The sequence below is a fragment of the Nocardioides albus genome (assembly GCF_014648255.1).
GTDB classification, from domain to species: Bacteria; Actinomycetota; Actinomycetes; order Propionibacteriales; family Nocardioidaceae; genus Nocardioides; species Nocardioides albus.
Genome location: NZ_BMQT01000002.1, coordinates 599588 through 625617, shown reverse-complemented (window position 1 = coordinate 625617; position 26030 = coordinate 599588). Strand labels below are relative to the sequence as shown.

General features: G+C 68.7%; 24 protein-coding genes and 1 riboswitch. Of the genes, 11 read left to right on the top strand and 13 right to left on the bottom strand.

Features of this window, described 5'->3' with window-relative positions:
- Positions 1–202 precede the first annotated feature (202 nt).
- The 3 genes from IEY84_RS06225 to IEY84_RS06215 are packed head-to-tail and all read left to right on the top strand — an operon-like array spanning position 203 to position 2203.
- Positions 203–811 (top strand): class I SAM-dependent methyltransferase, encoded by a 609-nt coding sequence (locus IEY84_RS06225; protein WP_183544535.1) that lies wholly within the window; start codon positions 203–205, stop codon positions 809–811.
- A gap of 50 nt (positions 812–861) precedes the next feature.
- A complete protein-coding gene (locus IEY84_RS06220) occupies positions 862–1383 on the top strand; it encodes a VOC family protein (protein ID WP_183544537.1) in 522 nt (173 codons plus the stop codon).
- Between the two features lie 16 nt (positions 1384–1399).
- Positions 1400–2203, top strand: a complete 804-nt coding sequence (locus IEY84_RS06215; RefSeq protein ID WP_221208721.1) for a MerR family transcriptional regulator — start codon at positions 1400–1402, stop codon at positions 2201–2203.
- A 12-nt stretch (positions 2204–2215) separates the two neighbouring features.
- On the opposite strand, the gene ribH is transcribed toward IEY84_RS06215, so the two are convergent.
- The 7 genes from ribH to IEY84_RS06180 form a co-directional block, all read right to left on the bottom strand.
- Positions 2216–2698: a 6,7-dimethyl-8-ribityllumazine synthase gene (ribH, locus tag IEY84_RS06210; RefSeq protein ID WP_183544542.1), complete on the bottom strand. Its 483-nt coding sequence runs from the start codon at positions 2696–2698 to the stop codon at positions 2216–2218.
- A complete protein-coding gene (locus tag IEY84_RS06205; RefSeq protein WP_183544545.1) occupies positions 2695–3942 on the bottom strand; it encodes a bifunctional 3,4-dihydroxy-2-butanone-4-phosphate synthase/GTP cyclohydrolase II in 1248 nt (415 codons plus the stop codon). The genes ribH and IEY84_RS06205 overlap by 4 nt, the downstream gene beginning before the upstream one ends.
- Positions 3939–4535, bottom strand: coding sequence for a riboflavin synthase (locus IEY84_RS06200; protein WP_183544548.1), 597 nt, complete (start codon positions 4533–4535; stop codon positions 3939–3941). Before IEY84_RS06200 ends, IEY84_RS06205 begins: the two co-directional genes overlap by 4 nt.
- Positions 4535–5602, bottom strand: a complete 1068-nt coding sequence (gene ribD / locus IEY84_RS06195; protein WP_229788386.1) for a bifunctional diaminohydroxyphosphoribosylaminopyrimidine deaminase/5-amino-6-(5-phosphoribosylamino)uracil reductase RibD — start codon at positions 5600–5602, stop codon at positions 4535–4537. The genes IEY84_RS06200 and ribD overlap by 1 nt, the downstream gene beginning before the upstream one ends.
- A 90-nt stretch (positions 5603–5692) precedes the next feature.
- A riboswitch (FMN riboswitch) is annotated at positions 5693–5853 on the bottom strand.
- Between the two features lie 50 nt (positions 5854–5903).
- Positions 5904–6563 (bottom strand): ribulose-phosphate 3-epimerase, encoded by a 660-nt coding sequence (rpe, locus tag IEY84_RS06190; RefSeq protein WP_221208752.1) that lies wholly within the window; start codon positions 6561–6563, stop codon positions 5904–5906.
- 58 nt (positions 6564–6621) lie between these two features.
- Positions 6622–7050 carry a GlcG/HbpS family heme-binding protein gene (locus IEY84_RS06185; protein ID WP_183544551.1) on the bottom strand — a complete coding sequence of 143 codons (429 nt, stop codon included), beginning with the start codon at positions 7048–7050 and terminating at the stop codon, positions 6622–6624.
- Positions 7047–9212, bottom strand: coding sequence for a malate synthase G (locus tag IEY84_RS06180; RefSeq protein WP_183544552.1), 2166 nt, complete (start codon positions 9210–9212; stop codon positions 7047–7049). Before IEY84_RS06180 ends, IEY84_RS06185 begins: the two co-directional genes overlap by 4 nt.
- Positions 9213–9281: 69 nt before the next feature.
- On the opposite strand from IEY84_RS06180, the gene IEY84_RS06175 reads away from it, so the two are divergent.
- The 3 genes from IEY84_RS06175 to IEY84_RS06165 all read left to right on the top strand — a co-directional run bounded on the left by IEY84_RS06175 (position 9282) and on the right by IEY84_RS06165 (position 13262).
- Positions 9282–10055 carry an IclR family transcriptional regulator gene (locus IEY84_RS06175; RefSeq protein ID WP_183544553.1) on the top strand — a complete coding sequence of 258 codons (774 nt, stop codon included), beginning with the start codon at positions 9282–9284 and terminating at the stop codon, positions 10053–10055.
- Positions 10056–10117: 62 nt separating this feature from the next.
- A complete protein-coding gene (locus IEY84_RS06170; protein ID WP_183544555.1) occupies positions 10118–11491 on the top strand; it encodes an FAD-binding oxidoreductase in 1374 nt (457 codons plus the stop codon).
- An 85-nt stretch (positions 11492–11576) separates the two neighbouring features.
- Complete coding sequence (locus IEY84_RS06165; protein WP_183544558.1) at positions 11577–13262, top strand: L-lactate permease; 1686 nt, start codon at positions 11577–11579, stop codon at positions 13260–13262.
- 22 nt (positions 13263–13284) lie between these two features.
- On the opposite strand, the gene IEY84_RS06160 is transcribed toward IEY84_RS06165, so the two are convergent.
- The gene (locus IEY84_RS06160; protein WP_183544560.1) at positions 13285–13959 is read right to left on the bottom strand and encodes an HAD family hydrolase; all 675 of its coding nucleotides are present in this window, start codon (positions 13957–13959) and stop codon (positions 13285–13287) included.
- Positions 13960–14671: 712 nt separating this feature from the next.
- Here IEY84_RS06160 and IEY84_RS06155 point away from each other — a divergent pair.
- Genes IEY84_RS06155 through IEY84_RS06145 form a run of 3 tightly spaced genes read left to right on the top strand, consistent with a single transcriptional unit; the run spans position 14672 to position 17257 of the window.
- Entirely contained in the window at positions 14672–14980 is a 309-nt protein-coding gene (locus IEY84_RS06155; RefSeq protein WP_183544562.1) for a hypothetical protein, read from the top strand.
- Positions 14977–16743: an alpha/beta hydrolase gene (locus tag IEY84_RS06150; protein ID WP_183544564.1), complete on the top strand. Its 1767-nt coding sequence runs from the start codon at positions 14977–14979 to the stop codon at positions 16741–16743. Before IEY84_RS06155 ends, IEY84_RS06150 begins: the two co-directional genes overlap by 4 nt.
- 13 nt (positions 16744–16756) lie before the next feature.
- Positions 16757–17257, top strand: coding sequence for a lipoprotein LppJ family protein (locus IEY84_RS06145; RefSeq protein ID WP_183544565.1), 501 nt, complete (start codon positions 16757–16759; stop codon positions 17255–17257).
- Positions 17258–17266: 9 nt separating this feature from the next.
- On the opposite strand, the gene IEY84_RS06140 is transcribed toward IEY84_RS06145, so the two are convergent.
- The 3 genes from IEY84_RS06140 to IEY84_RS06130 form a co-directional block, all read right to left on the bottom strand.
- Positions 17267–18415 (bottom strand): sterol desaturase family protein, encoded by a 1149-nt coding sequence (locus tag IEY84_RS06140; RefSeq protein WP_183544566.1) that lies wholly within the window; start codon positions 18413–18415, stop codon positions 17267–17269.
- Between the two features lie 65 nt (positions 18416–18480).
- Complete coding sequence (gene fdhD, locus IEY84_RS06135) at positions 18481–19317, bottom strand: formate dehydrogenase accessory sulfurtransferase FdhD (protein ID WP_183544567.1); 837 nt, start codon at positions 19315–19317, stop codon at positions 18481–18483.
- Positions 19305–19778 (bottom strand): CBS domain-containing protein, encoded by a 474-nt coding sequence (locus IEY84_RS06130; RefSeq protein WP_183544568.1) that lies wholly within the window; start codon positions 19776–19778, stop codon positions 19305–19307. The genes fdhD and IEY84_RS06130 overlap by 13 nt, the downstream gene beginning before the upstream one ends.
- A 180-nt stretch (positions 19779–19958) precedes the next feature.
- Here IEY84_RS06130 and IEY84_RS06125 point away from each other — a divergent pair, with 180 nt between their 5' ends.
- Positions 19959–20909: a hypothetical protein gene (locus tag IEY84_RS06125; RefSeq protein ID WP_183544569.1), complete on the top strand. Its 951-nt coding sequence runs from the start codon at positions 19959–19961 to the stop codon at positions 20907–20909.
- 11 nt (positions 20910–20920) lie between these two features.
- Here IEY84_RS06125 and IEY84_RS06120 read toward each other — a convergent pair whose 3' ends face one another.
- The gene (locus IEY84_RS06120; protein WP_183544570.1) at positions 20921–21322 is read right to left on the bottom strand and encodes a TIGR03668 family PPOX class F420-dependent oxidoreductase; all 402 of its coding nucleotides are present in this window, start codon (positions 21320–21322) and stop codon (positions 20921–20923) included.
- A 64-nt stretch (positions 21323–21386) separates the two neighbouring features.
- Between IEY84_RS06120 and IEY84_RS06115 the strand changes: the two genes are divergently transcribed.
- Positions 21387–22124, top strand: a complete 738-nt coding sequence (locus IEY84_RS06115; RefSeq protein ID WP_183544571.1) for a hypothetical protein — start codon at positions 21387–21389, stop codon at positions 22122–22124.
- A gap of 141 nt (positions 22125–22265) precedes the next feature.
- Here the strand turns inward: IEY84_RS06115 and metH are convergent, their stop codons facing one another.
- Positions 22266–25976, bottom strand: coding sequence for a methionine synthase (gene metH / locus IEY84_RS06110; RefSeq protein WP_183544578.1), 3711 nt, complete (start codon positions 25974–25976; stop codon positions 22266–22268).
- Between the last annotated feature and the right edge of the window lie 54 nt (positions 25977–26030).

Here is a 26030-nt window from a genome sequence, read left to right as displayed (position 1 = left end):
TTCTTCGGCATACTGTCCATCCTTCCGGACTCAAACAGCAGCGGCATCAAACCTGGGGCGCTTCATAATCACCCAACCCAAGCACGGTATTGGCCCCACCCGTGCTGGAACCCGGACACGAGACCAAACAGACACACATCCACCCACCCCACACGGCAGGCGGCAGCGAGCCGACGGACGGACCCGCTACCCTCGAGCACCGATGCCCACGACCAAGATAGGCGCCGCCTACGACGCCCGCGCAGCCGAATACATCGACCTCTTCGGAACGACCGACAAGCTAGCCGAGCAAGACCGCAAGACGATCACCACCTGGCGAGACACCACGACCGGTCGCCTCCTGGACGCCGGCTGCGGCCCGGGCCACTGGAGCGAAGAGCTCGTCTCGAGCGGCGTACGCGACGTCGTCGGCTTGGACGCCTCGACCGAGTTCGTCACGGCAGCACGAGAGCGCTTCCCGAGCGTCGCCTTCCAGCAGGCCGACCTGGCAGCGATCCCGCTGGAGAACCGGTCCGTCGGCGGCATCCTGGCGTGGTACTCGATCATCCACACCCCGCCTGCCGATCTCCCGAAGATCCTGAGCGAGTTCTCCCGCGTCCTCGAGCCCGGCGGGTCGGCGCTGATCGGCTACTTCGACGGCGAGCCCGGGGAAGCGTTCGACCACGCCGTCCACACGGCCTACTACTGGTCCGCCGAGGCCCTCGAAGAGCTACTCGCCGAGCACGGCTTCGTCGTCGAGCAGGCGTCAGCCCGGCAGGAGCCGGATGCGCGCCGCCGTCTGGGCGATCTCGTCGCGAGGCTCATCGCCTGATCGCGGCTCCGCTTGACCCTCACGCGGCGTGAGGCTGAACGATTCCTCGCATGAGTGACTATTACGACGCCTTCGAGGTCAGCCCCGTGCCACTGCCGGGTCCTGACGCGGTGGCCCCTGAGCCGTTCCGCGGGATCTACGGGATGCCCCAGTTCCTGACCGTGCCGTGCGCCGACCTGGCCGTCTCGACGGATTTCTGGGTCCGCGGGCTCGGGTTCATCGACCTGTTCAACGTCCCGGGACAGGTGGTGCATCTACGTCGCTGGACGTTTCAGGACGTGCTTCTCGTTCCCGCTGGTCCAGACTTCACCGAGCCCACAACCCCGTCGGCCACGAGCGTCAGCTTCTCCTGCGTACTGAACCAGATCGAGCAGGTCGCAGAGAGCTGCCGGGCGATCGCCCCGGACAGCGTCGTAGGTCCCCGCGACACCTACTGGAACACCCGCGACATCGAGGTGATCACGCCCGAGCGCACCCGGGTGATCTTCACGGCCGCGAAGCAGTACGAAGCCACGAGCCAGGGAGCCCGCAACCTCGACGCGATGGGCATCCCGGCACCGAGCGAGTCCTGAGGGCACAATGTCGTATGTGGCTGAGCGACCGCACGACACCGGTCTGACCGTCGGCGACACCGCCGCCCTGCTCGGCGTGACCGTGCGGACGCTGCACCACTGGGACGAGGTCGGCCTGGCGACACCGTCGGCTCGTACGCCGGCGGGCTACCGCCTCTACACCGAGGCTGACCTGCAGCGCCTGAACCGGGTCCTCGCCTACCGCGAGACCGGCCTCGGGCTGGACGCGATCCGCGGCGTGCTCGACGACGCGGCCTCGGAGATCGGAGTCACCCTCCAGGAGCAACGTGAGCGGCTCGCTGTGCGGATCGCGGACCTGCAACGGCTCGAGGACCGGCTGTCCACGATGGCCGAGGCCCACGAGCACGGGATCCCGCTGAGCCCCGATGAGCAGGAGACCCTGTTCGGTCCCGGCTGGGACCCGCACCGCAACGTCGAGGCGCGGGCACGCTGGGGCGACTCGCCACAGTGGGCGCAGTTCGCGGAGAGGGCGGCCTTCCGCTCCAAGCAGGAGTGGCACGATCTGAGCCGGTCGATGTCGAGCTTCGAGCAGGACCTCGGTGCGGCGCTCGACAGGAACGTACGGCCCGGCAGCCCCGAGGCCAACGAGCTGGCCGAGCGCCACCGCGAGATCTTCGGCAACTTCTTCCCGATCACACGCCAGATGCAGGTCTGCCTCGGACGGATGTTCGAGGCAGACCCCGGCTTCGCGGCCCACTACGACGGCATCCGCGACGGTCTGGCGAGCTGGTTCCACCAGACCGTCGACGAAGCGGCGAGAGCTCACGGCATCGACCCCGACCTGGCCACCTGGCGGTGACGGCGTCGAGCGTCAGTAGTGACGCACGCAGTCGCGCAGGGCGAGCGCGGTCTCCATGGCTGCCGCGGCGGCCTCGTACCCCTTGTCCTCGCTCGACCCCTCGAGCCCGGCCCGATCAAGCGCCTGCTCCTCGTTGTCGCAGGTCAGCAGACCGAACCCGACGGGGATGATGTGGTCGATCGCGATCCGGTTCAGCCCGTCGGTGGCCGCCGAGCAGACGTAGTCGAAGTGCGGGGTGCCTCCGCGGATGACGACGCCGAGCGCGACGATGGCGTCGTAGCCCGACTTGGCCAGCGCGGCCGCGGCGACCGGGAGCTCGAAGGCGCCGGGCACCCGGACGATGGTCAGGCCGCCGACGGAGGCCTCCTTGAGTGCCCGCTCGGCGCCGTTCAGCAGGCCGGCCATGACCTCGTCGTGCCAGCGCGACGCCACGACCGCGACCCGCAGGTCGCTCGCGTCGACGATCTCGGGCGTAGGGGCACCTTTGCCACTCATCGGTTCTCCTCAGACAGATCAGGCAGCGCGTGGCCCATCCGGTCACGCTTGGTCAGCAGGTAGGCGAGATTGTGCTCGTTGGGTCGCGGAGTGAGCGGCACCCGCTCGGCGACCTCGACACCGTACGCCTCCAGATGACTCACTTTCTCAGGGTTGTTGGTCAACAGCTTCACCGAGTCGACCTTGAGGTCGCGCAGGATCTGCGAGGCGGCGCCATAGTGCCGCGCGTCGGCCGGCAGCCCGAGGTCGAGGTTGGCATCGACGGTGTCCCGCCCGCCGTCCTGGAGCTGGTAGGCCTGCAGCTTGGCGAGCAGCCCGATCCCGCGGCCCTCATGGCCACGCAGGTAGACGACCACGCCGCACCCGGCGTCCGCGATCCGCGCGAGCGCCTCCCGCAGCTGCGGCCCGCAGTCGCAGCGCCGCGACCCGAAGACGTCCCCGGTCAGGCACTCCGAGTGCACCCGGGCGAGCACGGGTTCGTTCCCGGCGATGTCGCCGTGGACCAGCGCGACGTGCTCGACCTCGTCATCGGTGGTGAGATAGCCGTACGCGGTGAACTCACCGAACTCGGTGGGCAGCCGAGTCACCGCCTTGCGCTCAACCAGCACCTCGGTGCGCCGCCGGTAGGTCACCAGGTCGGCGATCGAGATCATCGCGAGACCGTGCTCGTCGGCGAACTCGCGCAGCTGCGGGGCGCGCTGCATGGTGCCGTCGTCGTTGACCAGCTCGACCAGCGCACCGGCGGGCTCCAGACCGGCCAGCCGGGTCAGGTCGACCGCGGCCTCGGTGTGACCGACGCGCACCAGGACTCCCCCGTCGCGTGCCCGCAGCGGGAAGACGTGACCGGGTCGGGTCAGGTCCCCGGCTACCGACGACGGACCGGCGAGCAGCCGCGTCGTGAGGGCCCGGTCGGCGGCCGAGATGCCGGTCGAGACGCCCTCGCGAGCGTCGACCGAGACCGCGTAGGCGGTCTGCTTGCGATCCTCGTTGACACGAGTCATCGGCGGCAGGTCGAGAGCGTCGAGCCGGTCCCCTGGGAGCGCCACGCAGATCACGCCGGAGGACCAGCGGATCGCGAACGCCATCACCTCCGGGGTCGCCAGCTCGGCGGAGAAGATCAGGTCGCCCTCGTTCTCCCGGTCCTCGTCGTCGACGACCACGACCGGCTTGCCGGCCGCCAGGTCCGCGATGGCGTTCTCGACCGGATCCAGCCGGACCCCGGCGTACTGTTCCTCAAGCGTCATGACCGCACCCCTCCCAGAAGCTTCTCGACGTGCTTGGCGATGATGTCGGTCTCGAGGTTGACCTCGTCGCCGACGGCCCGGAACCCCAGCGACGTACGCGCCAGGGTCTCGGGGATCAGACTGACGGTGAAGGAGTCCTCGCTCACCGAGACCACGGTGAGGCTGATCCCGTCGACCGCGATCGAGCCCTTCTCCACGACATAGCGCGCCAGCTCCGGATCGATGGAGATCGTCACGACCTCCCAGTGCTCGCTGGGCTCTCGGGAGACGATGCGCCCGACGCCGTCGACATGGCCCTGGACGATGTGGCCGCCGAGCCGGGTGCTCGGGGTGACCGCGCGCTCCAGGTTGACCTGGTCGCCGACCTCGATCGCGTGCAGGCTCGTGCGCTTGAGCGTCTCCAGCATCACGTCGGCGGTCCACTTGTTCTCCCCGAGCGTGGCGACCGTCAGGCAGCAGCCGTTGACCGCGATGGAGGCGCCCAGCTCGGCGTCTGACAGTACGGTCGCGGCGGAGATGGTCAGGCGTACGGCGTCGCCCTGGTCCTCGATCCCGGCGACGGTGCCGAGCTCCTCAACAATCCCGGTGAACATCACTGCTCCCCTTTCTGTGGTTCCAAGATGAGTCGTACGTTCGGCTCGTCGCCCACGGCTGCGGGGGCGAGCACGTCGACAGAGCGCACCCGCGGCCGGAAGGCGTCGGAGATGGTGCTGATCCCGAGGTCGGCGACGGCCGAGCGGCCGGCGCCGAGCAGGAACGGGGCGACGTAGACGACGATCTCGTCGACGAGGCCCGCCTCCAGGAAGGCCGCGGCCAGCGTCGGCCCGCCCTCGAGAAAGACATGGCGGCGTTCGCGCTCCCACAGGGCGGCCAGGGCCTCGTGTGGGTCGCGCGTGCGGAGGTGGAGCGAGGGCGCCTGGGCGTCGAAGATCCGGCGGTCCTCGGGGAGGTCGCGCTCCCCCATGACGACCCGCAGAGGCTGTACGCCGACCGGTCGGTCCTCCGCATCGCGGACCGTCAACGCGGGGTCGTCGACAGCGACCGTGTTGGTCCCGACCAGCATCGTGTCGCTGAGCGCCCGCAGCTCGTGGGTGTCGAGCCGCGCGGCGCGCGAGGAGACCCAGCGCGAGGTGCCGTCGGCGGCGGCGCTGCGCCCGTCGAGGGTGGTGGCGAACTTCCAGGTGACGTAGGGGCGCTGTAGCTCGGCGGCCTGGGTCCAGACCCGGTTGAGGTCACGGGACTCCGCTGCGTACAGGCCCTGCTCGACCTCGATGCCCGACTGCTTCAGCGTGGCGGCGCCGCCGGCGGCGACCGGGTTGGGGTCGGACTGGGCGTAGACGACGCGGACGACACCGGCCTCGATCAGCGCCTGCGAGCACGGGCCGGTGCGGCCGGTGTGGTTGCACGGCTCGAGGGTCACGACCGCCGTTGCGCCGCGGGCCGCGTCACCAGCCTTCGCCAGGGCATCGACCTCGGCATGAGGCGTGCCTGGCCCGCGGTGGTAGCCCTCGGCGATCATCGACCCGTCAGGTCCCAGGAGTACGCAGCCCACCCGCGGGTTCGGGTAGATGGCAGGTCCCGGGGCACCGATCGCAGCGGCCAGCTCCAGGGCGCGACGCATCGCTCCTGGCTCCGGGTCACGCTGGTCCAAGCTCTTCATCTGATCCCCTCTGGTCCGTCTCACGGACTCCGGGGTCAGGCCGAAACATCGCGCCGCGCCCTGGTCTCAGGGCGGTCACGACGAATCGGGCTGCGTGCGTCTTCCCATCCGGACTTTAACCGTCGGTCCAAGATTCTCACTTGGTCAACCGATGACTGGCTGCCATCGGGTCGCGGACTTCTGAACCCCACAATTTGTAGAGGGATCCAGTCACCGCCGGCTCGGAATTTCACCGACCCCAGAGCACGCGAGCACAAGCTCGTCTTCCACCAGTGTGCCACACATGTGGCACGACACCGGATCAGGCGTCGGCCGCTGAGACGGCCTTGTCGCGCAGCGCGTTGACCATCGCATCCGGGTCGGCGGCCGAGTACACGGCAGAGCCGGCGACGAAGACGTCGGCCCCCGCCTCGGCGCAGCGCTCGATGGTCTCCAGCGAGACCCCGCCGTCGACCTGCAGCCAGGTCTCGACGCCGTGCTTGTCCATCAGCGAACGTGCCCGGCGGATCTTGGGCAGCACCAGGTCGAGGAACTTCTGCCCACCGAAGCCCGGCTCGACGGTCATCAGCAGCACCATGTCGAGCTCGGCCAGCATGTCCTCGTAGGGCTCGATCGGCGTCGCCGGCTTGAGCGCCATCGACGCCCGGGCGCCCTTGGCCCGGATCTCGCGGGCCAGTCGCACCGGGGCCCTGGTGGCTTCGACGTGGAAGGTCACCGAGGCACAGCCGGCCTCGACGTAGGCAGGCGCCTCGCGGTCAGCGTTCTCGATCATCAGATGAGCGTCCAGCGGCACCGAGGTGGTCCGTGCCAGCGCCTCGACCATCGCCGGCCCGAAGGTCAGGTTGGGCACGAAGTGGTTGTCCATGACGTCGACATGGATCCAGTCTGCGCTGGGGATCCTCGCCACCTCGGCCCCGAGGTCCGCGAAGTCGGCGTTCAGGATGGACGGGGTGATCTGCATGGCCACCCGAGCACCTTAGTTGGTCTCAGCCGGACAGGTGAACGGCGGGAGCAGCGCCTCAGTCCGGCTGGCCGACGAGCCCGACCGAAGCGATGCCGGCCAGCGCGGCGGCCTCGTCGTTGTCGGAGGTGTCACCCGAGATCCCTACGGCCCCCAGGAGGGTGCCACCGGAGTCGCGGACGAGTACGCCGCCGGGCACCGGAACCAGGCTTCCGCCGATGGCTGCGGCGGCCGCCGTGACGAAGTAGGGCTGCTGCTCGGCCCGGGCCATGAGCGCTCGCGACCCGAGTCCGAGAGCGAGCGCTCCGTGCGCCTTCCCCCGAGCGATCTCGAAACGCTTGTTCGACGAACCGTCCTCGCGCTCGGCCGCGAGCAGGTCGCCGCCTTGGTCGAGCACCACGACGGTCAGCGGCTTGAAGCCCTGCTCAGCCCCGTACGCCCTGGCCGCGGCGATGATGTCGCGAGAGGTCTCCAAGCCGAAGATCATGTCTTCTCCTTGCTCTTGTGGGCCTGGCGCCGCTGGTGGAGTATCGGCTCGGTGTATCCCGAGGGTTGCTGGGTGCCGAGCAGCACCAGGTCACGGGTGGCCAGGAAGGCATCGGTGTCGAACCCGGGCGCCATCGGCAGATAGGCCGGGTCGCCGGCGTTCTGCTCGTCGACCACGGCCGCCATGCGGCGCAGCGACTCCTCGACCTGCTCGGTGGTGACGATGCCGTGACGCACCCAGTTGGCCACGTGCTGCGAGCTGATCCGACAGGTGGCTCGGTCCTCCATCAGCGGCGTGCCGCTGAGGTCGGGAACCTTGGAGCAGCCCACCCCGGCGTCGACCCAGCGAACGACGTAGCCGAGCGCGCTCTGGATGTTGTTGTCGAGCTCGGCCTGGCGGTCCTCTGCGCTCCAGGCGCCCGGGTCGCCCAGCGGCAGGGTGAGCAGCTGGCGCAGGGTCGTACGCCGTCCGCCTGCGAGCTCACGTTGCCGCGCCGCGACGTCGACCTCGTGGTAGTGGGTGGCATGCAGCGTGGCCGCGGTCGGCGAGGGAACCCAGGCACAGCTCGCTCCCGCCTGCGGGTGGGCGACCTTCTGCGCGAGCATCTCGGCCATGTTGTCCGGGGCAGCCCACATGCCCTTGCCGACCTGCGCTCGTCCCTGGAAGCCGCACTCCAGCCCGATGTCGACGTTGGCGTCCTCGTAGGCCGCGATCCACGGCTGCGCCTTCATCTGTGCCTTGCGGACCATCGGCCCGGCTTCCATCGAGGTGTGGATCTCGTCGCCGGTGCGGTCGAGGAATCCGGTGTTGATGAAGGCGACGCGGTCGCGGGCGCGCTCGATGCACGACTTGAGGTTGGCCGAGGTGCGGCGCTCCTCGTCCATGATGCCGATCTTGATGGTCCGCCCCGGAAGTCCGAGCAGCTCCTCGACGCGCCCCAGGATCTCGCAGGCGAGCGCCACCTCGTCGGGGCCGTGCATCTTCGGCTTCACGACGTAGACCGAGCCGGTACGCGAGTTGCCGCCCGCCTGCTCGCCGCGCAGGTCGTGCAGGCTGCCGAGGCCGGTGATCAGCGCGTCGAGGATGCCCTCGGAGACCGGCTCGCCCCGGGCGTCCAGCACCGCGTCGCTGGTCATCAGGTGACCGACCTGACGGATGAGCAGCAGCGAGCGACCCGGCAGGGTGAGCGCTTCGCCGCCGGGCGTGACGTACTCCCGGTCGGGGGCCATGGTCCTGGTGAACGTCTGCCCGTCCTTGGTGACCGCCGCGTCGAGACGTCGCTGCATCAGCAGCAGCCAGTTGCGGTAGCCGTCGATCTTGTCGCTCGCGTCGACCGCGGCGACGGAGTCCTCGAGGTCCATGATCGTGGTCAGCGCCGACTCGAGGACGATGTCGCACACGCCCGCGGCGTCGCCGCGACCGATCCGGTGGGATCGGTCGATCTGGATCTCGACGTGCAGACCATGGTGGTTCAGGAGGACCGTCCGCGGCTCCCCAGGCTCTCCTTGGAAGCCGACCAGCTGCTCAGGATCCGCGAGAGGGTGCTCCCCTGTCCGAACCTCGGTGACCAGCGTCCCGTCGACGATCCGATAGGCCACTGCGTCCGCGTGCGAACCGCCCGCGAGCGGGAAGTGCTGGTCGAGGAACGCCCTCCCGCGGGCGATGACGGCAGCGCCGCGGACCGGGTTGTACCCACCTGCCCTGCCGCGGCCCTCCTCCTCGTCGATGACGTCGGTCCCGTAGAGCGCGTCGTAGAGGGAGCCCCAGCGTGCATTGGCAGCGTTGACCGCGAACCGCGCGTTCAACAGGGGCACCACGAGCTGGGGACCCGCGATCCGGGAGATCTCCGCGTCCACGCCCGAGGTGGTGATCGTGAACGGCTCCGGTTCGTCGGCGAGGTAGCCGATGGAACGGAGGAACGCCTCATACTCTTCAGGCTGTGGTGTCCCGGAGCGGCCGCGGTGGTAGGCATCGATCGACTGCTGCAGCTGGTCACGGTGGCGGACCAGGTCCTGGACCCGTGGACCCAGGTCCTCGATGATGGCTGCGGCACCTGACCAGAAGTCGGCCTCGTCGATGCCGGTGCCGGGCAACGCCTCGGCACGTACGAAGTCGACGAGCTGCTCGGCGACGCTGAGCCCGCTCACTTGCACCACTGCCATCCAGATCTGCCGTTCTATATAGTGGAATCAACCAGTCGTATACCGAAATCCTCAAGGAGGGGTGGCTCGATGTCAAGGTCCGCGGAAACAGCAGCAGGCGGAGCCCAGACGGTCCACCGTGCGCTCGACGTCATGGAGGCGGTCGCGTCCGCCGGTCGCGGCATGTCGATCGCGGAGATCGCCGCCCTCCTCCAGCTTCCCGCCCCCACCGTCCATCGTCTCTGCCGTGCTCTCGTCGAGCGTGGCTACATGCGCCAGCTCGGCGATCGGCGCTACACGCTCGGGATGCGGCTGATGCCGCTCGGCAACGCGGCCAACCAGCTCACCGGGGTCGATGCCACCGCGGTCCTTGCCGACCTGGTCGCCGAGACCGGCGAGACCGCCAACCTCGCGGTCCTGGCCGGCCACCAGGCGGAGTACGTCGCTCAGGTCCCCTCCGGCTACACCATGCGGATGTTCACCGAGGTCGGCCGCCGGGTGGACCTGCACAGCACCGGCGTCGGGAAGGTGCTCCTGTCACGGCTGCCCCGCCCTACGGTGGAGGCGATCATGCGCCGGCCGCTGGTCGCGCGCACACCCCACACGATCACGAACGCTACGGCACTGGAGGCCGAGCTGGAGCGGATCAGGGAGGCCGGCTTCGCGCTAGACGAGCAGGAGCAGGAGATCGGCGTACGCTGCGTGGCTGCACCCGTCGGAGACGAGCTGCCCTGGATGGCACTGTCGATCTCCGGACCACTCCCCCGGATGAGCGACGAGCTGGTGCAGCGGGCGATCCCGCTGCTGCACAGCGGCGCGCGACGGCTCGCGGAGAGCCTGCTCGCCAGCAAGACGGACTCTTGACAGTGGCCCGGGAGACCTCCATTGTGACGTGGAACACACGTTCCGCTAAATGAAAGATCACGATGTCTGGTCTTGTCGCTGAGCTCGAGAGCCTCGCCCCCACCATGGCCCCGGACGCGGTGCTGACCGATCCTGACCGGATGGCCGGTTATCGCTGGGACCGAGCCAACGACCCGACGGCAGGCACGCCCGTCGCGGTGGTCCGGGTCTCCTCGACCGAAGACGTCCAGGCGGTAGTGCGGCTGGCGGCCCGGCATCGGGTCCCGATCGTGACTCGAGGCGCCGGCACCAGCCTGTCGGGCGGTTCGACCGCCGCCGACGGGTGCGTGGTGATCTCGACCGAGCGGATGCGCCGCATCGAGGTCGATCCACTCACCCGTACCTGCCGCACCGAGCCCGGCCTGTTCAACGCCGAGGTGAAGGCGGCCGCTGCCGCGCACGGGCTGTGGTACCCACCCGATCCCTCCTCCTTCGAGATCTGCTCCATCGGCGGCAACATCGCCACCAACGCCGGCGGGCTGTGCTGCGTGAAGTACGGCGTTACCACCGACTACGTGCTCGGGATGACCGTCGTGCTCGCCGACGGCACGGTGGTCGAGCTGGGCGGGCCCCGCATCAAGGACGTTGCGGGGCTCTCGCTGACCAAGCTTTTCGTCGGCAGCGAGGGCACCTTGGGCATCGTGACCGAGGTCGTGCTGCGCCTGCTACCCGCCCAACGGCCGCCCTCCACGCTCGTAGCGACGTTCGGCTCGCTGACCGACGCCACCGGCGCGGTCTGCGAGATGACCCGCACGATGCGCCCCTCGATGCTGGAGTTCATGGACCAAGCCTCGATCAACGCGGTCGAGGACATGACCCGGATGGGCCTGGACCGCTCCGCGGCCGCCCTGCTGGTCATCCAGTCCGACGAGCCGGCTGAGTTCGCGCTCGCCGAGCTCGAGGCGATCAGCGAGATCTGCTCGCGTTACCGGGCCAGCGAGGTGTTCCACACCGACGACCCCCAAGAGGGGGAGGCCTTCGTCGCGGCCCGCCGTGCCGCCATCCCGGCGCTCGAGCGTCGCGGATCGCTGCTGCTGGAGGACGTGGGCGTCCCGATTCCGCAGCTCAGCGACCTGGTCGACGGCATCGCCGCCATCTCGGCGAACCGCGGGGTCGACATCGCGGTCGTCGCCCACGCCGGCGACGGCAACACCCACCCCCTCATCGTCTTCGACCCCAGCGACACCGAACAGGTGGAACGAGCCCAGGCCGCGTACGGCGAGGTCATGGAGCTGGCGATCGGCCTTGGCGGCACCATCACCGGCGAGCACGGGGTCGGACGGCTGAAGAAGGCCTGGCTGCCCGACCAGCTCGGAGAGGAGGCGATGGAGCTCAACCGGCGGATCAAACAGGCGCTGGACCCCGACGGCATCTTGAACCCCGGCGTCATCTTCTGACCGGTGCCGCGCCCAGCGAATCACGGAACACCCCCACAGCTCGTACGTGAAACGAACCGAAGCGCCACACCTCCCGGGAGAACGCATGTTCCAGACGTTCCAGCAAGACCTTGACCCAGTCGGCGGATCGCTCGCGCTGAGCGCTCTGTGCGCCGCACTCCCCCTGCTCACCCTCTTCATCCTGCTCGGCGGCCTGAAGATGAAGGCCTGGCAGGCGGGCCTCATCTCGCTCGTCGCCGCCCTGCTCGTCGCCGTCACCTTCTTCAAGATGCCGGTCGGCCAGGCGATCATGGCCGGGGCAGAAGGCGCGACCTTCGGCTTCTTCCCGATCATGTGGATCGTCGTCAACGCGATCTGGATCTACAACCTGACGGTCGCCACCGGCCACTTCGAGGTCCTGAAGCGTTCCTTCGGGTCCATCAGCGAGGACCAGCGCATCCAAGCGCTCATCATCGCGTTCTGCTTCGGCGCCCTCCTGGAGGCCCTCGCCGGCTTCGGCACCCCGGTCGCGATCACCGTGGTGATGCTGATGGCAGTCGGGTTCAAACCCATCAAGGCCGCCACGGTCGCGCTGATCGCCAACACCGCCCCGGTCGCATTCGGAGCGATGGCCTCGCCGATCGCCGGGCTGGAGAAGACCTCCGGCATCGACGCCGAGACGCTCGGGGCGATGGTCGGCCGCCAGACCCCCATCCTCGCCGTCTTCGTGCCCCTGATCCTCGTCCTCGTGGTCGACGGCCGACGAGGTCTGCGACAGACCTGGCCGGTCGCACTGGTCTGCGGCCTCGCCTTCGGCATCGCGCAGTTCGTCGCCGCCAACTACATCTCGGTCCCCCTCGCCGACATCGTCGCCTCGCTGGTGGCCACTGCCGCCATCGTCGGGCTGCTGCGGGTGTGGCAGCCGCAGGAGCAGATCACCGCGACCGCCGACGCCACCTCGACCCGTGCAGAGGGCCAGGCAGGCTCGGCCGGCACGTCCGCCGTCCTCACCGCGACCGGCAACGGGTCCCCGCAGATCCGCGACAGCAGGGCCGAGGTCGTCAAGGCGTACGCCCCGTACCTGGTCATCATCGCCATCTTCGCGTTCACCAACATCTCTGCCGTCAAGGAGGCGCTCGCGCAGCCGCCGTGGACGCTGAGCTTCCAGTGGCCCAGCCTCGACGTCGCCAACCCCGACGGCACCGCCTCCGGATTCATGACCTTCGGCTTCGGCTGGCTGCCGGCCGCAGGGACGCTCCTGGTCTTCGCCGGCGTCATCACGGCTCTCATCCTGAGAGTCTCGCCGAGCACCGCCATCAAGACGTACGTCAAGACCTATGTCGAGCTGAGATCGGCCATCATCACGGTGATGGCGGTGCTCGGCCTGGCGTACGTGATGAACCTGTCGGGTCAGACCGGGTCGCTGGGCGAGCTGCTCGCCCAGACGGGGAGCGCGTTCGCCATCATCTCCCCGATCCTGGGCTGGATCGGCGTCGCCGTGACCGGTTCGGACACCTCCGCGAACACGCTCTTCGGCGCTCTGCAGGTGAAGGCGGCCACCGCCGCCGGTCTCGACCCGACCCTGATGGCCGCCGCCAACTCGTCGGGAGGGGTGCTGGGCAAGATGGTCAGCCCGCAGAACCTCGCCATCGCTGCGGCCGCGGTCGGCATGGCAGGCAAGGAGGGCGAGATCTTCCGCAAGGTGCTCGGTTGGAGCCTGCTGATGCTCGTGTTCATGTGCGCCCTGGTCGGTCTGCAGGCGACCCCCGTCCTGAGCTGGATGGTCCCCTAGGCCGGGGCCGCAGAGCGGCCGGTCAGAGAGCAGCCAGGTCGGCGTACGTCATCCCCTCGAGCGTGTCGCGGAAGACCCGCCGCTCGCCGGGGGCCACCGGGACGTGGTTCTCGATGACCAACACGGTGCAGCCGGCTGCCTCGGCCGACCGGGCGCCGGTGTTGGAGTCCTCCACCGCGACGGTGTCCTCGGCCGCGACGCCGAGGGCCGCCGCCGCAGTGAGGTAAGGCTCAGGGTGGGGCTTGCCGTTGCGAACCATGTCGCCAGTGACGATCACCTTGAAGGTGCCCTCGGGCAGCTGCTCGAGGATCGGGCCGACGAATCGTGCGTAGGACATCGTGACCAGCGCGCAGGGCACGCCCTGCTCGACCAGGTCGAGGAGCAGCTCGCGCGCACCCGGTCGCCAGGGAACCTCGCGCTCGACCTGCTCGACCACACCGTCGAGGAGCATCTCCACGATCTCCTCCGGCTCGTGCGGGAGGCCCATCCCCACCTTGATCAACCGCGCCGACTCGATCAGCGCGTTGCCGACCAGCTCCATCGCCTGTTCCTCGGACCAGGTCGTGCCGAAGCGCTCCGCGATCGCGTGCTCCGCCGCGATCCAGTAGGGCTCGGTGTCGACGAGGGTGCCGTCCATGTCCCAGAGGACGGCCTTCAGGGCAGGCTGCTCTCCCGAAGCCGCGGTGTGCTCATCCATGGGCACACTCTCCCAAACCGCGGCGAGCAGGCTTCACGCGGCATGCCCGTCGAGGCCCGGCCAGGCTCGGCGCAGGTCCGACGAGACGAGCAACGCACCCTCCCGAATTCGTACGCTTGCGGGTGATCTCGATCTTTTTCAGACATACTCGACGTGACGCACCGTTTGCTTTTCGGGGGATGAGTAGATGCGTAACACCAAGGTCGTACGGGACGACGAACAGCGGTTGGATCCATTTTGGGCCACGGTCAGGCGACGTCATCCAGATGCCGATCTGATCGTCCTACCTCCTGAGACACCACCGGAGCGTTCGGCCGTTGCGGTCGCCACGGTCCGGCCGGACGCACTCTCCGAGCGCAGTGCCGCTCACCTTCTCGGTGAGCGAACAGCACCGCCCCCGCAAGTCAACTGGGTGACGGTCCCGGGCCAGGACCTCGCTCGACGCGAGACGCTCTGGACCCTGGACGAGATCGAAGAGGGAAACGCGCGCGGGCGACTGACAGCAGCATCGGCATGGCTCCGCGAACGGGGCTGGACCGTCGCCATGCCGCCGACAGGGATGCCCAGGGTCGCAGGCCACATCGGCCGTGGTCTCGACCGACAGGACGTTCTGTTGCTGGCGGTCCCAGCCACGCAGAGGCTCGTGCTCCGACTGCGCTCGCTCGCCTTGGAAGCTCCCTCTGCTCACGGCTCTGGTCGAGGGTGATGGGCAATGAGCGTAACCGGGATCGAATACAACCAGATGCGCTCCGCGAGCACCGGTTGGGGCGAGCAGGCCGATGAGATGGAGAAGACGTCCAAGGAGCTCGCCGGCCTCTCGGTTTCGGGGCTCGCTCCCTCGGTGCAGCACGTCGCCTCTTCGTTCATGGAAGCGTGGTCGGGCTACGCGCACGAGAGTGCCGACATCGCATCCGGCTTTGCCGACGCGATCAGCACGACCGCGGACCACATCAACGATGCTGACCAGGTTTCGAAGTCCTGGCTGGACCGCCTCGACGGGCATCTCGGGCCGACCAGATGACAACAATCGCCGTCCCAGCCTCCGAGCCGCAGATCGCCGAGCTTCTTGGCGACCCAGGGGGTGCCGAAGCCCTCGCCACCAGCCTGTACAAGGCCGCGACACCGTTCGAGACGTTCGGTGAACGGGCGAGCGACGAGCGCCTGATCTCGGGGTGGAAGGGCTACGCATACGAGGCCTACCGAGACGCAGCGGGGAGTGCCGGGCCCGAGCACGAAGCCATGCACCAGTCGGTGCGCCGGGTCGCGCGCGCAGTGACCTTCTATGCAGACACTCTTCAGACGTTGAAGCGAGACCGGGACGACCTTCGCGACCGCAAACAGCGCTTGGACGCGGACCGAACCGGTCTGCTCGCCGACATCGAGGCCGCAGATGACGCGAGCGCCTCCACGATCGCCGACCTACAGGCCCGTGCCCGGGATCTCACCTCGCGGTACCGCGACCTGATCACCGATCACGACTCATGGTGCCGCCGCGTCACCGACAACGAGGACCAGCTTCGCCAGTCCTTCGCCTCGGCGAAGGGGCTCAACGGCGCGCTCTCCGCGACCGGCGGTGCCACCCAGGACGCGACCGACGCGATGAACGAGCCCGGCGCACCTGGGGGCGGGTCGACGCCGGCAGAGGTCAAGGCATGGTGGGACGGTCTTTCCGCTGAGGAGCGCGCGGCCGTCACAGCGGCCTACCCCGAGACCATCGGATCCGCGGATGGCCTGCCTGCGAGCGCACGCGACGACGCCAACAGGATCCTGCTGGACGACGATCTGGCGACGCTGGGAGACAAGGAAGCCGACGGGACGCTGACGGCTGACGAGAAGATGCAGCTCGCCAACGCACGCGCTGCCCGCGACGGTCTCCACCGTGCGGAGAGCTACGTCGATCCCACCACCGGGGCGAAACCAGGAGGCACGCTCTGGCTCTACGACCCCACTGCCTTCGACGGTGACGGGCGCGTCGCGGTCGCCGTCGGTGACATGGACACCGCCGACGACGTCGCCGTCTTCACCCCGGGCATCAAGTCGGAGATGACCGACACCGACTTCTACACCGACAAGATGACCAACGTGTACGAATCGGCCCGCTACAACGGCGACGGCTCCAGCGTCGCCGCGATGTTCTGGCTCGGCTACGACGCACCGAGCGGGCCGACCGACCCGGCCACCCTGACGGAGGGTCGTGCCGAGGACGGTGGGCGCCGTCTCTCCGACGCCCTCGACGGCCTGAGAGCGTCGCGCCCGGACGAAGCCCACCTCACCGCCATCGGCCACAGCTATGGCTCCACCACCACCGCGTACGCCGCCTCGGAGGACGACTTCGCGGCCGATGACGTCGTCCTCATCGGTAGCCCCGGAGCCGGGCCGGCCGAGAACGCGGACGAGCTCTCCGTAGGCTCCGGACACGTCTACGTCGGACGCGACAGCCGAGACGGCGTAGCGATGCTCGGCGACGAGGGGTGGGTCGGCAAGGGCCCCATCGGCCTTGGGACCGATCCGTCTTCCGAAGACTTCGGTGCGACTCGCTTCGAGGCCGAGGACGTCGACCGAAGCAGTCTGCCGAACTTCGGCGACGCGCACGGATCCTACCTTGACGATGACACCGAATCCCTCTACAACATCGGCAAGATCGTCGACGGCCACGGTGACGACGTCGAGGAGGCTGAACAGTCGTACGACCCGTGGTACAGCGGAGCCGTCGACCCCGAATGGGACCGTGACCCCACCGCGAACGAGCCCGGACGATCCGAAACCGGCCCCGATGCCACCTGACCTTGGGAAATTGATGAAACGACTCCTCGCCTTGTCTCTCCTCGCCGTCACGCCGTTGATGCTCCTCGGTTGCTCCGGAGAATCCTCGGACCCCGACGGAGACGCAGAGGCTCAACGCGAAGCGATCCACCGCACCTTCGGCTCAGCACTCACCACGGCCGGTGAGCACGCGTCGAAGGTGGCAGGAGAAGGCCGCTGGAACCTGTGCGGCCTCGAAACCCAAGGTGTCGAGTACCTCGCCTCCGCCACGGTCACGCCCCCTGCCGGCACCACCCCTGCCGCGACAGTCACGGCCATCACCGAAGCGTTGAGCAGCGACGGCTGGACGACGAGCAAGCAGAAGTCGCAGCCCCCGTGGGCACAGCTCGAGCAGGACGACCTGCTCCTCACGGTGCAGGTCGAGAAGCTCACGCCCGAGGTCGTCACCATGAGCATCCGCGGCGAATGCATCACCGGACCTGACGGATGGGCCACGTCCATGTCCGAAGAGCCCGAGCCGATCGAACCCTCCTGACCGCCGCGGTCAGCGGACGTACTCGTCGAAGGTCCGCTGGCCGCGGAACGGAGCGACGTGCTGAGCGAGGATCCCGACCGGGACGGTCTCGCGCTTGAGGACGCCGTACTCCTCGGGCCAGCTGCCGTCGCGGGGCAGCTTGAAAGAGCCCATCAGCATGTCGATCACCGGCAGGTGGATGGCGTAGTTGCGGTCCCAGTAGTCGAGGTGCCGGGCGTGGTGCCAGTGGTGGTAGCGGGGCAGGACGATCAGGTACTCGAGCCAGCCGAACCGGATGCCGAGGTTGGCGTGGGCGACGACCGCCTGGATGCCGACCAGCACCGCGTACGCGTTGACGACCGAGGTCGAGAAGCCGAGGAACAGCAGCGGCAGCAGCACGATGCTGCGAGTCAGGACGGTCTCGACGAAGTGAACCCGGGAGCCAGCCAGCCAGTCGAGCTCGGGGCTCGAGTGGTGCACCGCGTGGAAGCGCCACAGCACCATGATCCGGTGGTAGCAGCGGTGCAGCACCGCCTGGGCGAGATCGGCGAGGAAGACGGCCAACGCGAACGCCGCCACGAACGGCAGGCCGTCGATCCGCTCCTGTACGCCTGGGACCTTCACGGTCGAGACGACCAGCGAGGTCGAGGTGGTGACCAGGATCAGGATGAACTGCACCAGGACGTGGCTCATGAAGAAGTAGCACGCGTCGGTACGCCAGCCGGGCCGGAAGACCGGCACCGGGCGGCGGGCGAGGGCATGCTCGAGCGGGATGAACACCAGCGCGGAGAAGAACAGCGCGAGCACGAACCAGTCGAGGCCGAGCGAGAACGACGTGTCGTCGACCGAACCGTCGAACGGCACCTCGGTGCCGCCGAGCAGCACCGCGGCGGTCGCCGTGCCGACACCGATGAAGGCCAGCCGCTTGTGCTGGTCGCGCAGCACCGCGATCGTGCCGGCGAAGAAGGCTGCCGCCAGACCGACCAGGAGCAGCGTACGGGCGAAGTCCTCGGTGTAGACCGCGCGGAACTCACGGGTGGTCAGCAGCTCGGGGAAGTGGAAGCAGAAGACCGTGGCCAGGCTCAGGACACCCAGGAAGCAGGAGATCGCCGGCGCGAGCAGGTGATGCCGCAGCAGGGCGACGAGCGGCTGCGGTCTGGTGACGTCGGTGTCGGGCATGGCATCAGTCTGGCCGCCCGACCACCGGCTCGGCCTGAGCTCACATACTCAGTTCCGATGAGCCGTCAGCCGACGGGGACGGCCTCGATGCGGTCGGTGCCGGAGTAGATGTTCATCGAGGAGCCGCGCAGGAAGCCGACCAGGGTCAGGCCGTTGTCGTCGGCGAGGTCGACGGCGAGCGAGGAGGGCGCCGAGACGGCCGCGAGCAGCGGGATGCCGGCCATCACCGCCTTCTGGACCAGCTCGAAGGAGGCCCGGCCGCTCACCATCAGCATGCTGTTGCGCAGCGGCACCAAGCCCTCACGCAGGGCGTGGCCGATGACCTTGTCGACGGCGTTGTGCCGGCCGACGTCCTCGCGGGCGCAGAGCAGGTTGCCCTCGGCGTCGAAGAGTCCGGCCGCGTGCAGGCCGCCGGTGCTGTCGAAGACACGCTGCGCCTCTCGCAGCCGCTCGGGTAGCGTGGCGAGCAGCTCGGGGGTGGCCCGCAGGGTGTCGGCGGCAACCGACCAGGCCGAGGACGTACGCACCGCCTCCAGGGACGCCTTGCCGCACAGGCCGCACGAGGAGGTCGTGTAGAAGCTGCGCTCCAGCGAGGCGTCCGGCGGCGGGACGTGGGCGGCCAAGCCGACGTCGACCACGTTGTAGGTGTTGCCGCCGTCGGCGGTGGCACCGGCGCAGTAGCGGACGCTTGCGACGTCGTCCGCGGAGTGGACGACGCCCTCGCTGACCAGGAAGCCGATGGCCAGGTCGAAGTCGCCACCGGGAGTGCGCATCGTGACCGTCAGCGGGCGGCCGTTGACGCGGATCTCCATCGGCTCCTCGGCGGCCAGCGTGTCCGGTCGGCGTGAGACGACGCCGTCGCGCACCCGCAGCACCGGTCGTCCAACTGTCACTCGTCCCATATCAGCTCCAGATGTGAGGGGTGGGCGTTCCTGGCCTGGATACCTGCATCGCAGCAGAATCCGCGACCGCTGCTCTTGAGACACAGGAGCCCGACACAGCGGCCCCGATCGACCACAACCAGACGGCGACGGCCGGTCTCGGTCATCCGCACCCAGGTCTCCCACAGGTCGGCGTCCGACGAGATCGTGCGGCCCTGCAGCGTGCCCAAGGTGTTCGCCGTTTCCTCCTCGCCGGCCTCGACCTCGTGCGGCTCGATGACCGTCAGCAGGCGTTCGCCGTCGACGACGAGCGCCGCGTGCACATGGTCGTCGCTGAAGAGATCGCGTACGTCGCTCCTGGTCGCCGTCGCCGAGAGCAGCTTCGGCCGGCGGACCATGGCGTCGGCCACGCTGGCCTCCCCTGGCGCGGACGCCAGCCGTCCGCCGCCGTACTCGACCCCACCCATGGGCTGGGTGGGCATCTTCCCGATCCGGGTGAGCGGCACGCTGTCCTCGGTTCTCTCTACGGGGGCTGGGATCTCCAAGTCTGCCCCGAGACCATCCTGACATCAGCAAGATGCCGCCAGTTGAACCGTCGACTCGGCACGGGATCGCGGAGCCGCGTACGATCTGCCTACCCTACGACTGGTCCCGGAGGTTCCGTGAACGAGATCCAGCTCAGCGACCTGAGTCTGGGACGCCATATCGCCCAGGGCTCACAGGGCCGCATCATCGAGCTGGCCGACCATCCCGGGACGGTGGTGAAGCTCTACCGCACCCGAGAGCTGGGCCTCGTGGACGGTCGCGCTCTGGCGGAGCTGGTGCGCATCCGCGGGCTCGTCGAGAGCGAAGGGCTCTTAGTGGACCACTTCGCCGCCTGGCCGCACACGGTGGTCCTCGACGGGCTGCGTACGGCGGGCTTCCTGATGCAACGGGTACACGAGCCGTTCCTGGCCGGTTTCGGCCCGACGACGGCGCTGGCCGAGCTCGGGTTGCTCGTGGACACGGGCGACGTCCAGCAGCCGGGAGTCTACGAGCGCGTGCTGCTGATGCGGGCGCTGGCCGCGGTGATGGACGCGCTGCACCGGCAGGGGCTCGTCCTCGGCGATCTCTCGCCGCGCAACATCGCCTGGTCGGTCTCACCGGTCCCCCGGGTGATGCTGCTCGACTGCGACGGGATCCGGCCCGCCGGAGAGGACGGTGTCCTGCCGCCCGCCGACACTCGCGGTTGGGAGGACCCCAGCAACGCCGGGCGGCCGCCGACAGCCGACAGCGACCGGTTCAAGCTGGCTCTCGCGATCGCCCGGGTGCTGACCGGCGACCGCAACGCCGCTCCCGGCCTTCGGCCGGACCTGTCCTTCGCCGGCGATGCTGGCATCCTGGTCGGTCCGCTCACCCGGCTGATGGACCAGGCCGCCGGCCCTCCCGGGCTCCGCCCGACCGCTTCACAGTGGGCGACCGTCCTGGACGTACGCAGCCCCTGGGCCGGAACCGCGGCCCCGATGCCGCCGCCGATGCGTCCACCGATGCCGCCGCCGTTGCCTCCGGCGATGCGGTCGCGCGGCTCATCGCCCAGCGGCGAGATCCTACGGCCGTTCCGGCGCCCGCGCTGATCTGAGCTCCCTCAGGTCGCGGACCATCCGGACCAGCGGGCGATCTCGATGACGATCACCGGGCCGGTCGGCGGGTGGGCCTGGTAGTCGGCGTACTTCGCGACCAGCGGGGCGAGGTCATGGGTGGCGTGCACCCGCGCGACGCCGTCGGCCCGGGCCCACCACAGCTGCGACCAGTCGTCGTCATAGGCGTCGACCAGGAGTGACACGTTCGGGTTCGCGGCGACGTCCTCCAGGCGCCGCAGCCGAGTGGTCGACTTGGGCTTGTGGTCGACCGCCGTGAGGATCACATCCCCCACCAGCGCGAACACGATCGGTACGATCCGGGGAGCTCCCTCGGTTGAGACCGTCGCCAGGCGTGCCACCCGGGCGCCGGCGAACCGTTCCCGGGCCCACTGCTCCTCGTGTCGCACCACCCGAGCCTAGGTGATCGGCGTCGGGTTACGGTGTCCCGCATGGACCTCGACCTCCTGTCCCGTGCTGCCCGCTGAGGCCGAGCGGCTGCTCACCGTCGAGCTGGTCGAGTGGCTCGCTGATCTGGTCGACCCGGCGCTGCTGCGTCGGGAGTCGACGAAGGCGCAACTGCAGGGGCTACGCAGCACCGTCGTCCACCGGATCGGCGTCAACGAGGCGTCCGCACTGCTCCACTTCAGCGACGGGCTGGAGCACAACCCGTTGCCTCTGCGCGATCCGGACGGGCTGAGGATCGTCCTGGTCACCAGCCGTGGCGAGGACCTGGCTGTCGACGACGTCGAGTTCTCCGACTGGAGCCGTGACGACGACTGCCAGCGGTGCCGGACGGCGCTGGAGAGTTGGGCGCCGCCGACATTCGACACCACATCTCGGATCACCTCGGTCGGCGCCCTCCACATCGCCTATGACAACGCCGGCCGCGTCGGCATGGAGTCCGAGGAGCTCTTGGCCCGGCTCCGCCCCGCGGTCACCCGGGCCAACGTCGCGCTCGGGTCCTGGGACGCGTCGACGGTCGGCGCCTACTGGCATCCCGGCACCGAGACCTGGGCTCACGTCATCCCGCTCACCCTCGACCCGAAGCGCGAACCTGTGGCGGGCGTGCTCGTCCGCCACCCGGACGGCTACCACCTCGTCACGATCCTCACCCGGCGTACGGCCTTCTGGAACGTCGCCAGCATCGGTCAGGTGCCGCCGGCATGGCTCGATGGCCCTGCCGACGGGCACCCTCTCGGCGATGAATGAACGTTCATCCACCCTGGCGCGCTGAACGAACGTTCATTCGCTCCAAAGCCCCGAATGAATGTTTGTTCGGGCCGTGCCCCCGAATGAATGTTCGTTCGGGCCGCGGACCCGAATGAACATTCGTTCAGCGTCGAGCGAGGCTCAGTCCTCCGGGTCGTAGCCCAGGTTCGGCGAGAGCCAGCGCTCAGCCTCGGCCATGGTCCAACCCTTGCGCTTGGCGTAGTCGGCGACCTGGTCCTGCCCGATACGCCCGACGACGAAGTACTGCGAGTCAGGGTGCGCGTAGTAGAGGCCGGAGACCGAGGCGCCGGGCCACATCGCCATCGACTCGGTGAGCTCGATGCCGGTCTTCTCCTCGACATCGAGCAGCGACCAGATGGTCTGCTTCTCGGTGTGGTCGGGGCAGGCCGGGTAGCCCGGGGCCGGGCGGATGCCGGCGTACTTCTCGGCGATCAGGTCCTCGTTGGTCAGCGTGCCGTCGGCCTCGTTGATGGCGTAGCCCCAGAACTCGGTGCGTACGCGCTGGTGGAGCCGTTCCGCGAACGCCTCCGCCAGGCGGTCGGCGAGCGCCTCGACCATGATCGCGGAGTAGTCGTCGAGGTCCTCCTTGAACGCCATGACCCGCTCGGGCAGACCGATCCCGGCGGTCACCGCGAAGGCGCCGATGTGGTCGGGGCCAGCGCCGACCGGGGCGACGAAGTCGGCCATCGACTTGTTCGAGATGCCGTCGCGGTGCTGGCCCTGCTGGCGCAGCTGGAAAAGCGTCGCCCTCTCCTCGGTTCGCGAGGAGTCGGTGTAGACGACAACGTCCTCACCGGTGGAGTTCGCAGGGAAGAGCCCGTAGACGCCGCGCGCCTCGATCCACTTCTCCTCGATGATCTTGTCGAGCATCTCCTGCGCGTCGTCGAAGAGCTTGCGTGCCGCCTCGCCGGTCGCCGGGTTGTTGAGGATGTCGGGGAAGCGTCCCTTCATCTCCCAGGAGTTGAAGAAGGGCTGCCAGTCGATGTAATCGCGCAGCTCGGCGATCGGGTAGTCCAGCAGCGTGTGCGCGCCGGGCTGCGCCGGCTCGATCGGCAGCGTGGAGAAGTCGATCTCGGGCTTGTTCGCCTTCGCCTGGACGTGCGTCAGGGAGACCCGCTCGCGCCGCTCTGCATGGCGCGCACGCAGCGAGTCGTAGTCGTCCTTGATCTCGGCCATCAGCTTCTCGCGCCTGCCGGCGTCGAGGAGGGCTGCCGCGGTGGGCACCGAACGCGAGGCGTCCTTGACCCAGACGACAGGACCGTCGTACGCCTTGTCGATCTTGACCGCGGTGTGGGCGCGGGACGTGGTCGCGCCGCCGATGAGCAGCGGCAGGTCGAGTCCGACCCGCTGCATCTCGGTTGCGAAGCCGACCATCTCGTCCAGCGACGGCGTGATCAGGCCGGAGAGGCCGATGATGTCGGCGTCGTGCTCCTTGGCGGCGTCGAGGATCTTCTGCGCAGGCACCATCACGCCGAGGTCGATCACCTCGTAGTTGTTGCACTGCAGCACCACGCCGACGATGTTCTTTCCGATGTCATGGACGTCGCCCTTGACCGTGGCCATGACGATGGTGCCGTTCTTGGTCTCGGCGTCGCCCGGCTTCTTCTCGGCCTCGATGAACGGGATCAGGTAGGCGACCGCCTTCTTCATCACCCGGGCGCTCTTGACCACCTGCGGCAGGAACATCTTGCCGGCACCGAACAGGTCGCCGACGACGTTCATGCCGTCCATCAGCGGCCCCTCGATGACCTCGATCGGACGGCCACCACGAGCCGAGATCTCGGCGCGGAGCTCCTCGGTGTCGGCCTCGACGTAGGCGTCCAGGCCTTTGACCAGGGCGTGGGTGATCCGCTCACCGACGGGCAGCTCGCGCCAGGCCTCGGCCTTGGCCTCTGCCTCGGGTGAGTCCCTGTTGTACTTCGAGGCGATCTCGAGCAGCCGCTCGGCGGCGTCGGCGCGCCGGTTGAGCACGACATCCTCGATCCGCTCCCGCAGCTCGGGGTCGACCTCGGAGTAGGGCACCAGCGCGCCGGCGTTGACGATGCCCATGTCCAGGCCCGCCTCGATCGCGTGGTAGAGGAAGACCGCGTGGATCGCCTCGCGCACCGGGTTGTTGCCGCGGAAGGAGAAGCTCACGTTCGAGATGCCGCCGGAGACCTTGGCACCCGGCAGGTTCTGCTTGATCCAGCGGACCGCCTCGATGAAGTCCACGCCGTACGTCGCGTGCTCCTCGATCCCCGTCGCGACCGCGAACACGTTGGGGTCGAAGATGATGTCCTCGGGATCGAACCCGACCTCGTCGACGAGGATCCGGTAGGCGCGCTCGCAGACCGCGATCCGGCGCTCGTAGGAGTCGGCCTGGCCGTCCTCGTCGAAGGCCATCACGACCGCGGCTGCGCCGTAGCGCTTGCACAGCTCGGCGTGCTCGACGAAGGACTCCACGCCCTCCTTGAGCGAGATCGAGTTGACGATCGGCTTGCCCTGGACGAGCTTCAGGCCGGCCTCGATGACCTCCCACTTGGAGGAGTCGATCATGATCGGGACCCGGCTGATGTCGGGCTCGGAGGCGATCAGCGTCAGGAAGCGCGTCATCGCCGCGACCCCGTCGATCATGCCCTCGTCCATGTTGACGTCGATGACCTGGGCACCGTTCTCGACCTGCTGCGCGGCCACCGAGAGGGCGGTGTCGAAGTCGCCGGCCTTGATCAGGTTGCGGAACCGCGCCGACCCAGTGATGTTGGTCCGCTCCCCCACGTTGACGAAGAGGCTCTCCTCCGTCACGTTGAACGGCTCCAGACCGGACAGGCGCAGCGCGGGCTCGACCTCGGGGATGTCGCGAGGAACGACCCCCTCGACCTGCTTGGCGATCTCAGCGATGTGGGCCGGCGTGGTGCCGCAGCAGCCGCCGACGAGGTTCACGAAGCCGGCAGTGGCGAACTCGTGGACATGGCCGGCTGTGTCGGTCGGGCCCTCGTCGTACTCGCCGAAGGCGTTCGGCAGCCCCGCGTTGGGGTAGCACGACACGAATGCGTCCGAGATCCGGGCGAGCTCGGCGATGTAGGGGCGCATCTCCTGCGCGCCGAGCGCGCAGTTGAGGCCGACCAGGAGCGGCTCGGCGTGGCGTACGGAGTCCCAGAACGCCTCGGTGACCTGCCCGGACAGCGTGCGTCCGCTGGCGTCGGTGATCGTGCCGGAGATGACGACGGGCCAGCGGCGGCCGTACTCCTCGAAGACCTGCTGGACGCCGAAGATCGCCGCCTTGGCGTTGAGGGTGTCGAAGATGGTCTCGATGAAGATCAGGTCCGAGCCGCCCTCGAGGAGCGCGCGGGTCGCCTCGGCGTAGGCGTCGCGGAGCTGCTCGTAGGTGATGTTGCGGGCGCCGGGGTCGTTCACGTCGGGGCTGATGGAGGCCGTACGCGACGTGGGGCCCAGCGCGCCGGCGACGTAACGCGGCTTCTCGGGCGTCGAGTAGATGTCCGCGGCCGCGCGAGCAAGGCGAGCCGCCTCGAAGTTCAGCTCGTAGGCGAGGTCGACCATGTCGTAGTCGATCAGCGAGACCGCGTTGGCGTTGAACGTGTTGGTCTCGATGATGTCCGCGCCGACCTCGAGGTACTCGCGGTGGATGCCCTCGATGATCTGCGGCTGGGTGAGGTTGAGGAGGTCGTTGTTGCCGATCAGGTCGACGTGCCAGTCCTTGAACCGCTCGCCGCGATAACCGGCCTCGTCGGGACGGTCACGCTGGATCGCCGTGCCCATCGCACCGTCGAGCACCATGATCCGCTCCTTGAGGGTGGCAGTCAGGGTCTCGGTGACATCAGGGCGCAGACTCACTCTTGGTTCCTCTCCCGGCGTGCATGCTGGTGTGATCGGCTTTGCCTGAAACAC

Excerpts from the sequence above, each read along its gene's own strand:
- IEY84_RS06225 (WP_183544535.1), top strand. The coding sequence starts at position 203 with ATGCCCACGACCAAGATAGGCGCCGCCTACGACGCCCGCGCAGCCGAA.
- IEY84_RS06220 (WP_183544537.1), top strand. The coding sequence starts at position 862 with ATGAGTGACTATTACGACGCCTTCGAGGTCAGCCCCGTGCCACTGCCG.
- ribH (WP_183544542.1), bottom strand. The coding sequence starts at position 2,698 with ATGAGTGGCAAAGGTGCCCCTACGCCCGAGATCGTCGACGCGAGCGAC.
- IEY84_RS06205 (WP_183544545.1), bottom strand. The coding sequence starts at position 3,942 with ATGACGCTTGAGGAACAGTACGCCGGGGTCCGGCTGGATCCGGTCGAG.
- IEY84_RS06200 (WP_183544548.1), bottom strand. The coding sequence starts at position 4,535 with ATGTTCACCGGGATTGTTGAGGAGCTCGGCACCGTCGCCGGGATCGAG.
- ribD (WP_229788386.1), bottom strand. The coding sequence starts at position 5,602 with ATGAAGAGCTTGGACCAGCGTGACCCGGAGCCAGGAGCGATGCGTCGC.
- rpe (WP_221208752.1), bottom strand. The coding sequence starts at position 6,563 with ATGCAGATCACCCCGTCCATCCTGAACGCCGACTTCGCGGACCTCGGG.
- IEY84_RS06185 (WP_183544551.1), bottom strand. The coding sequence starts at position 7,050 with ATGATCTTCGGCTTGGAGACCTCTCGCGACATCATCGCCGCGGCCAGG.
- IEY84_RS06180 (WP_183544552.1), bottom strand. The coding sequence starts at position 9,212 with ATGGCAGTGGTGCAAGTGAGCGGGCTCAGCGTCGCCGAGCAGCTCGTC.
- IEY84_RS06175 (WP_183544553.1), top strand. The coding sequence starts at position 9,282 with ATGTCAAGGTCCGCGGAAACAGCAGCAGGCGGAGCCCAGACGGTCCAC.
- IEY84_RS06170 (WP_183544555.1), top strand. The coding sequence starts at position 10,118 with ATGTCTGGTCTTGTCGCTGAGCTCGAGAGCCTCGCCCCCACCATGGCC.
- IEY84_RS06165 (WP_183544558.1), top strand. The coding sequence starts at position 11,577 with ATGTTCCAGACGTTCCAGCAAGACCTTGACCCAGTCGGCGGATCGCTC.
- IEY84_RS06160 (WP_183544560.1), bottom strand. The coding sequence starts at position 13,959 with ATGGATGAGCACACCGCGGCTTCGGGAGAGCAGCCTGCCCTGAAGGCC.
- IEY84_RS06155 (WP_183544562.1), top strand. The coding sequence starts at position 14,672 with ATGAGCGTAACCGGGATCGAATACAACCAGATGCGCTCCGCGAGCACC.
- IEY84_RS06150 (WP_183544564.1), top strand. The coding sequence starts at position 14,977 with ATGACAACAATCGCCGTCCCAGCCTCCGAGCCGCAGATCGCCGAGCTT.
- IEY84_RS06145 (WP_183544565.1), top strand. The coding sequence starts at position 16,757 with ATGAAACGACTCCTCGCCTTGTCTCTCCTCGCCGTCACGCCGTTGATG.
- IEY84_RS06140 (WP_183544566.1), bottom strand. The coding sequence starts at position 18,415 with ATGCCCGACACCGACGTCACCAGACCGCAGCCGCTCGTCGCCCTGCTG.
- fdhD (WP_183544567.1), bottom strand. The coding sequence starts at position 19,317 with ATGGGACGAGTGACAGTTGGACGACCGGTGCTGCGGGTGCGCGACGGC.
- IEY84_RS06130 (WP_183544568.1), bottom strand. The coding sequence starts at position 19,778 with ATGCCCACCCAGCCCATGGGTGGGGTCGAGTACGGCGGCGGACGGCTG.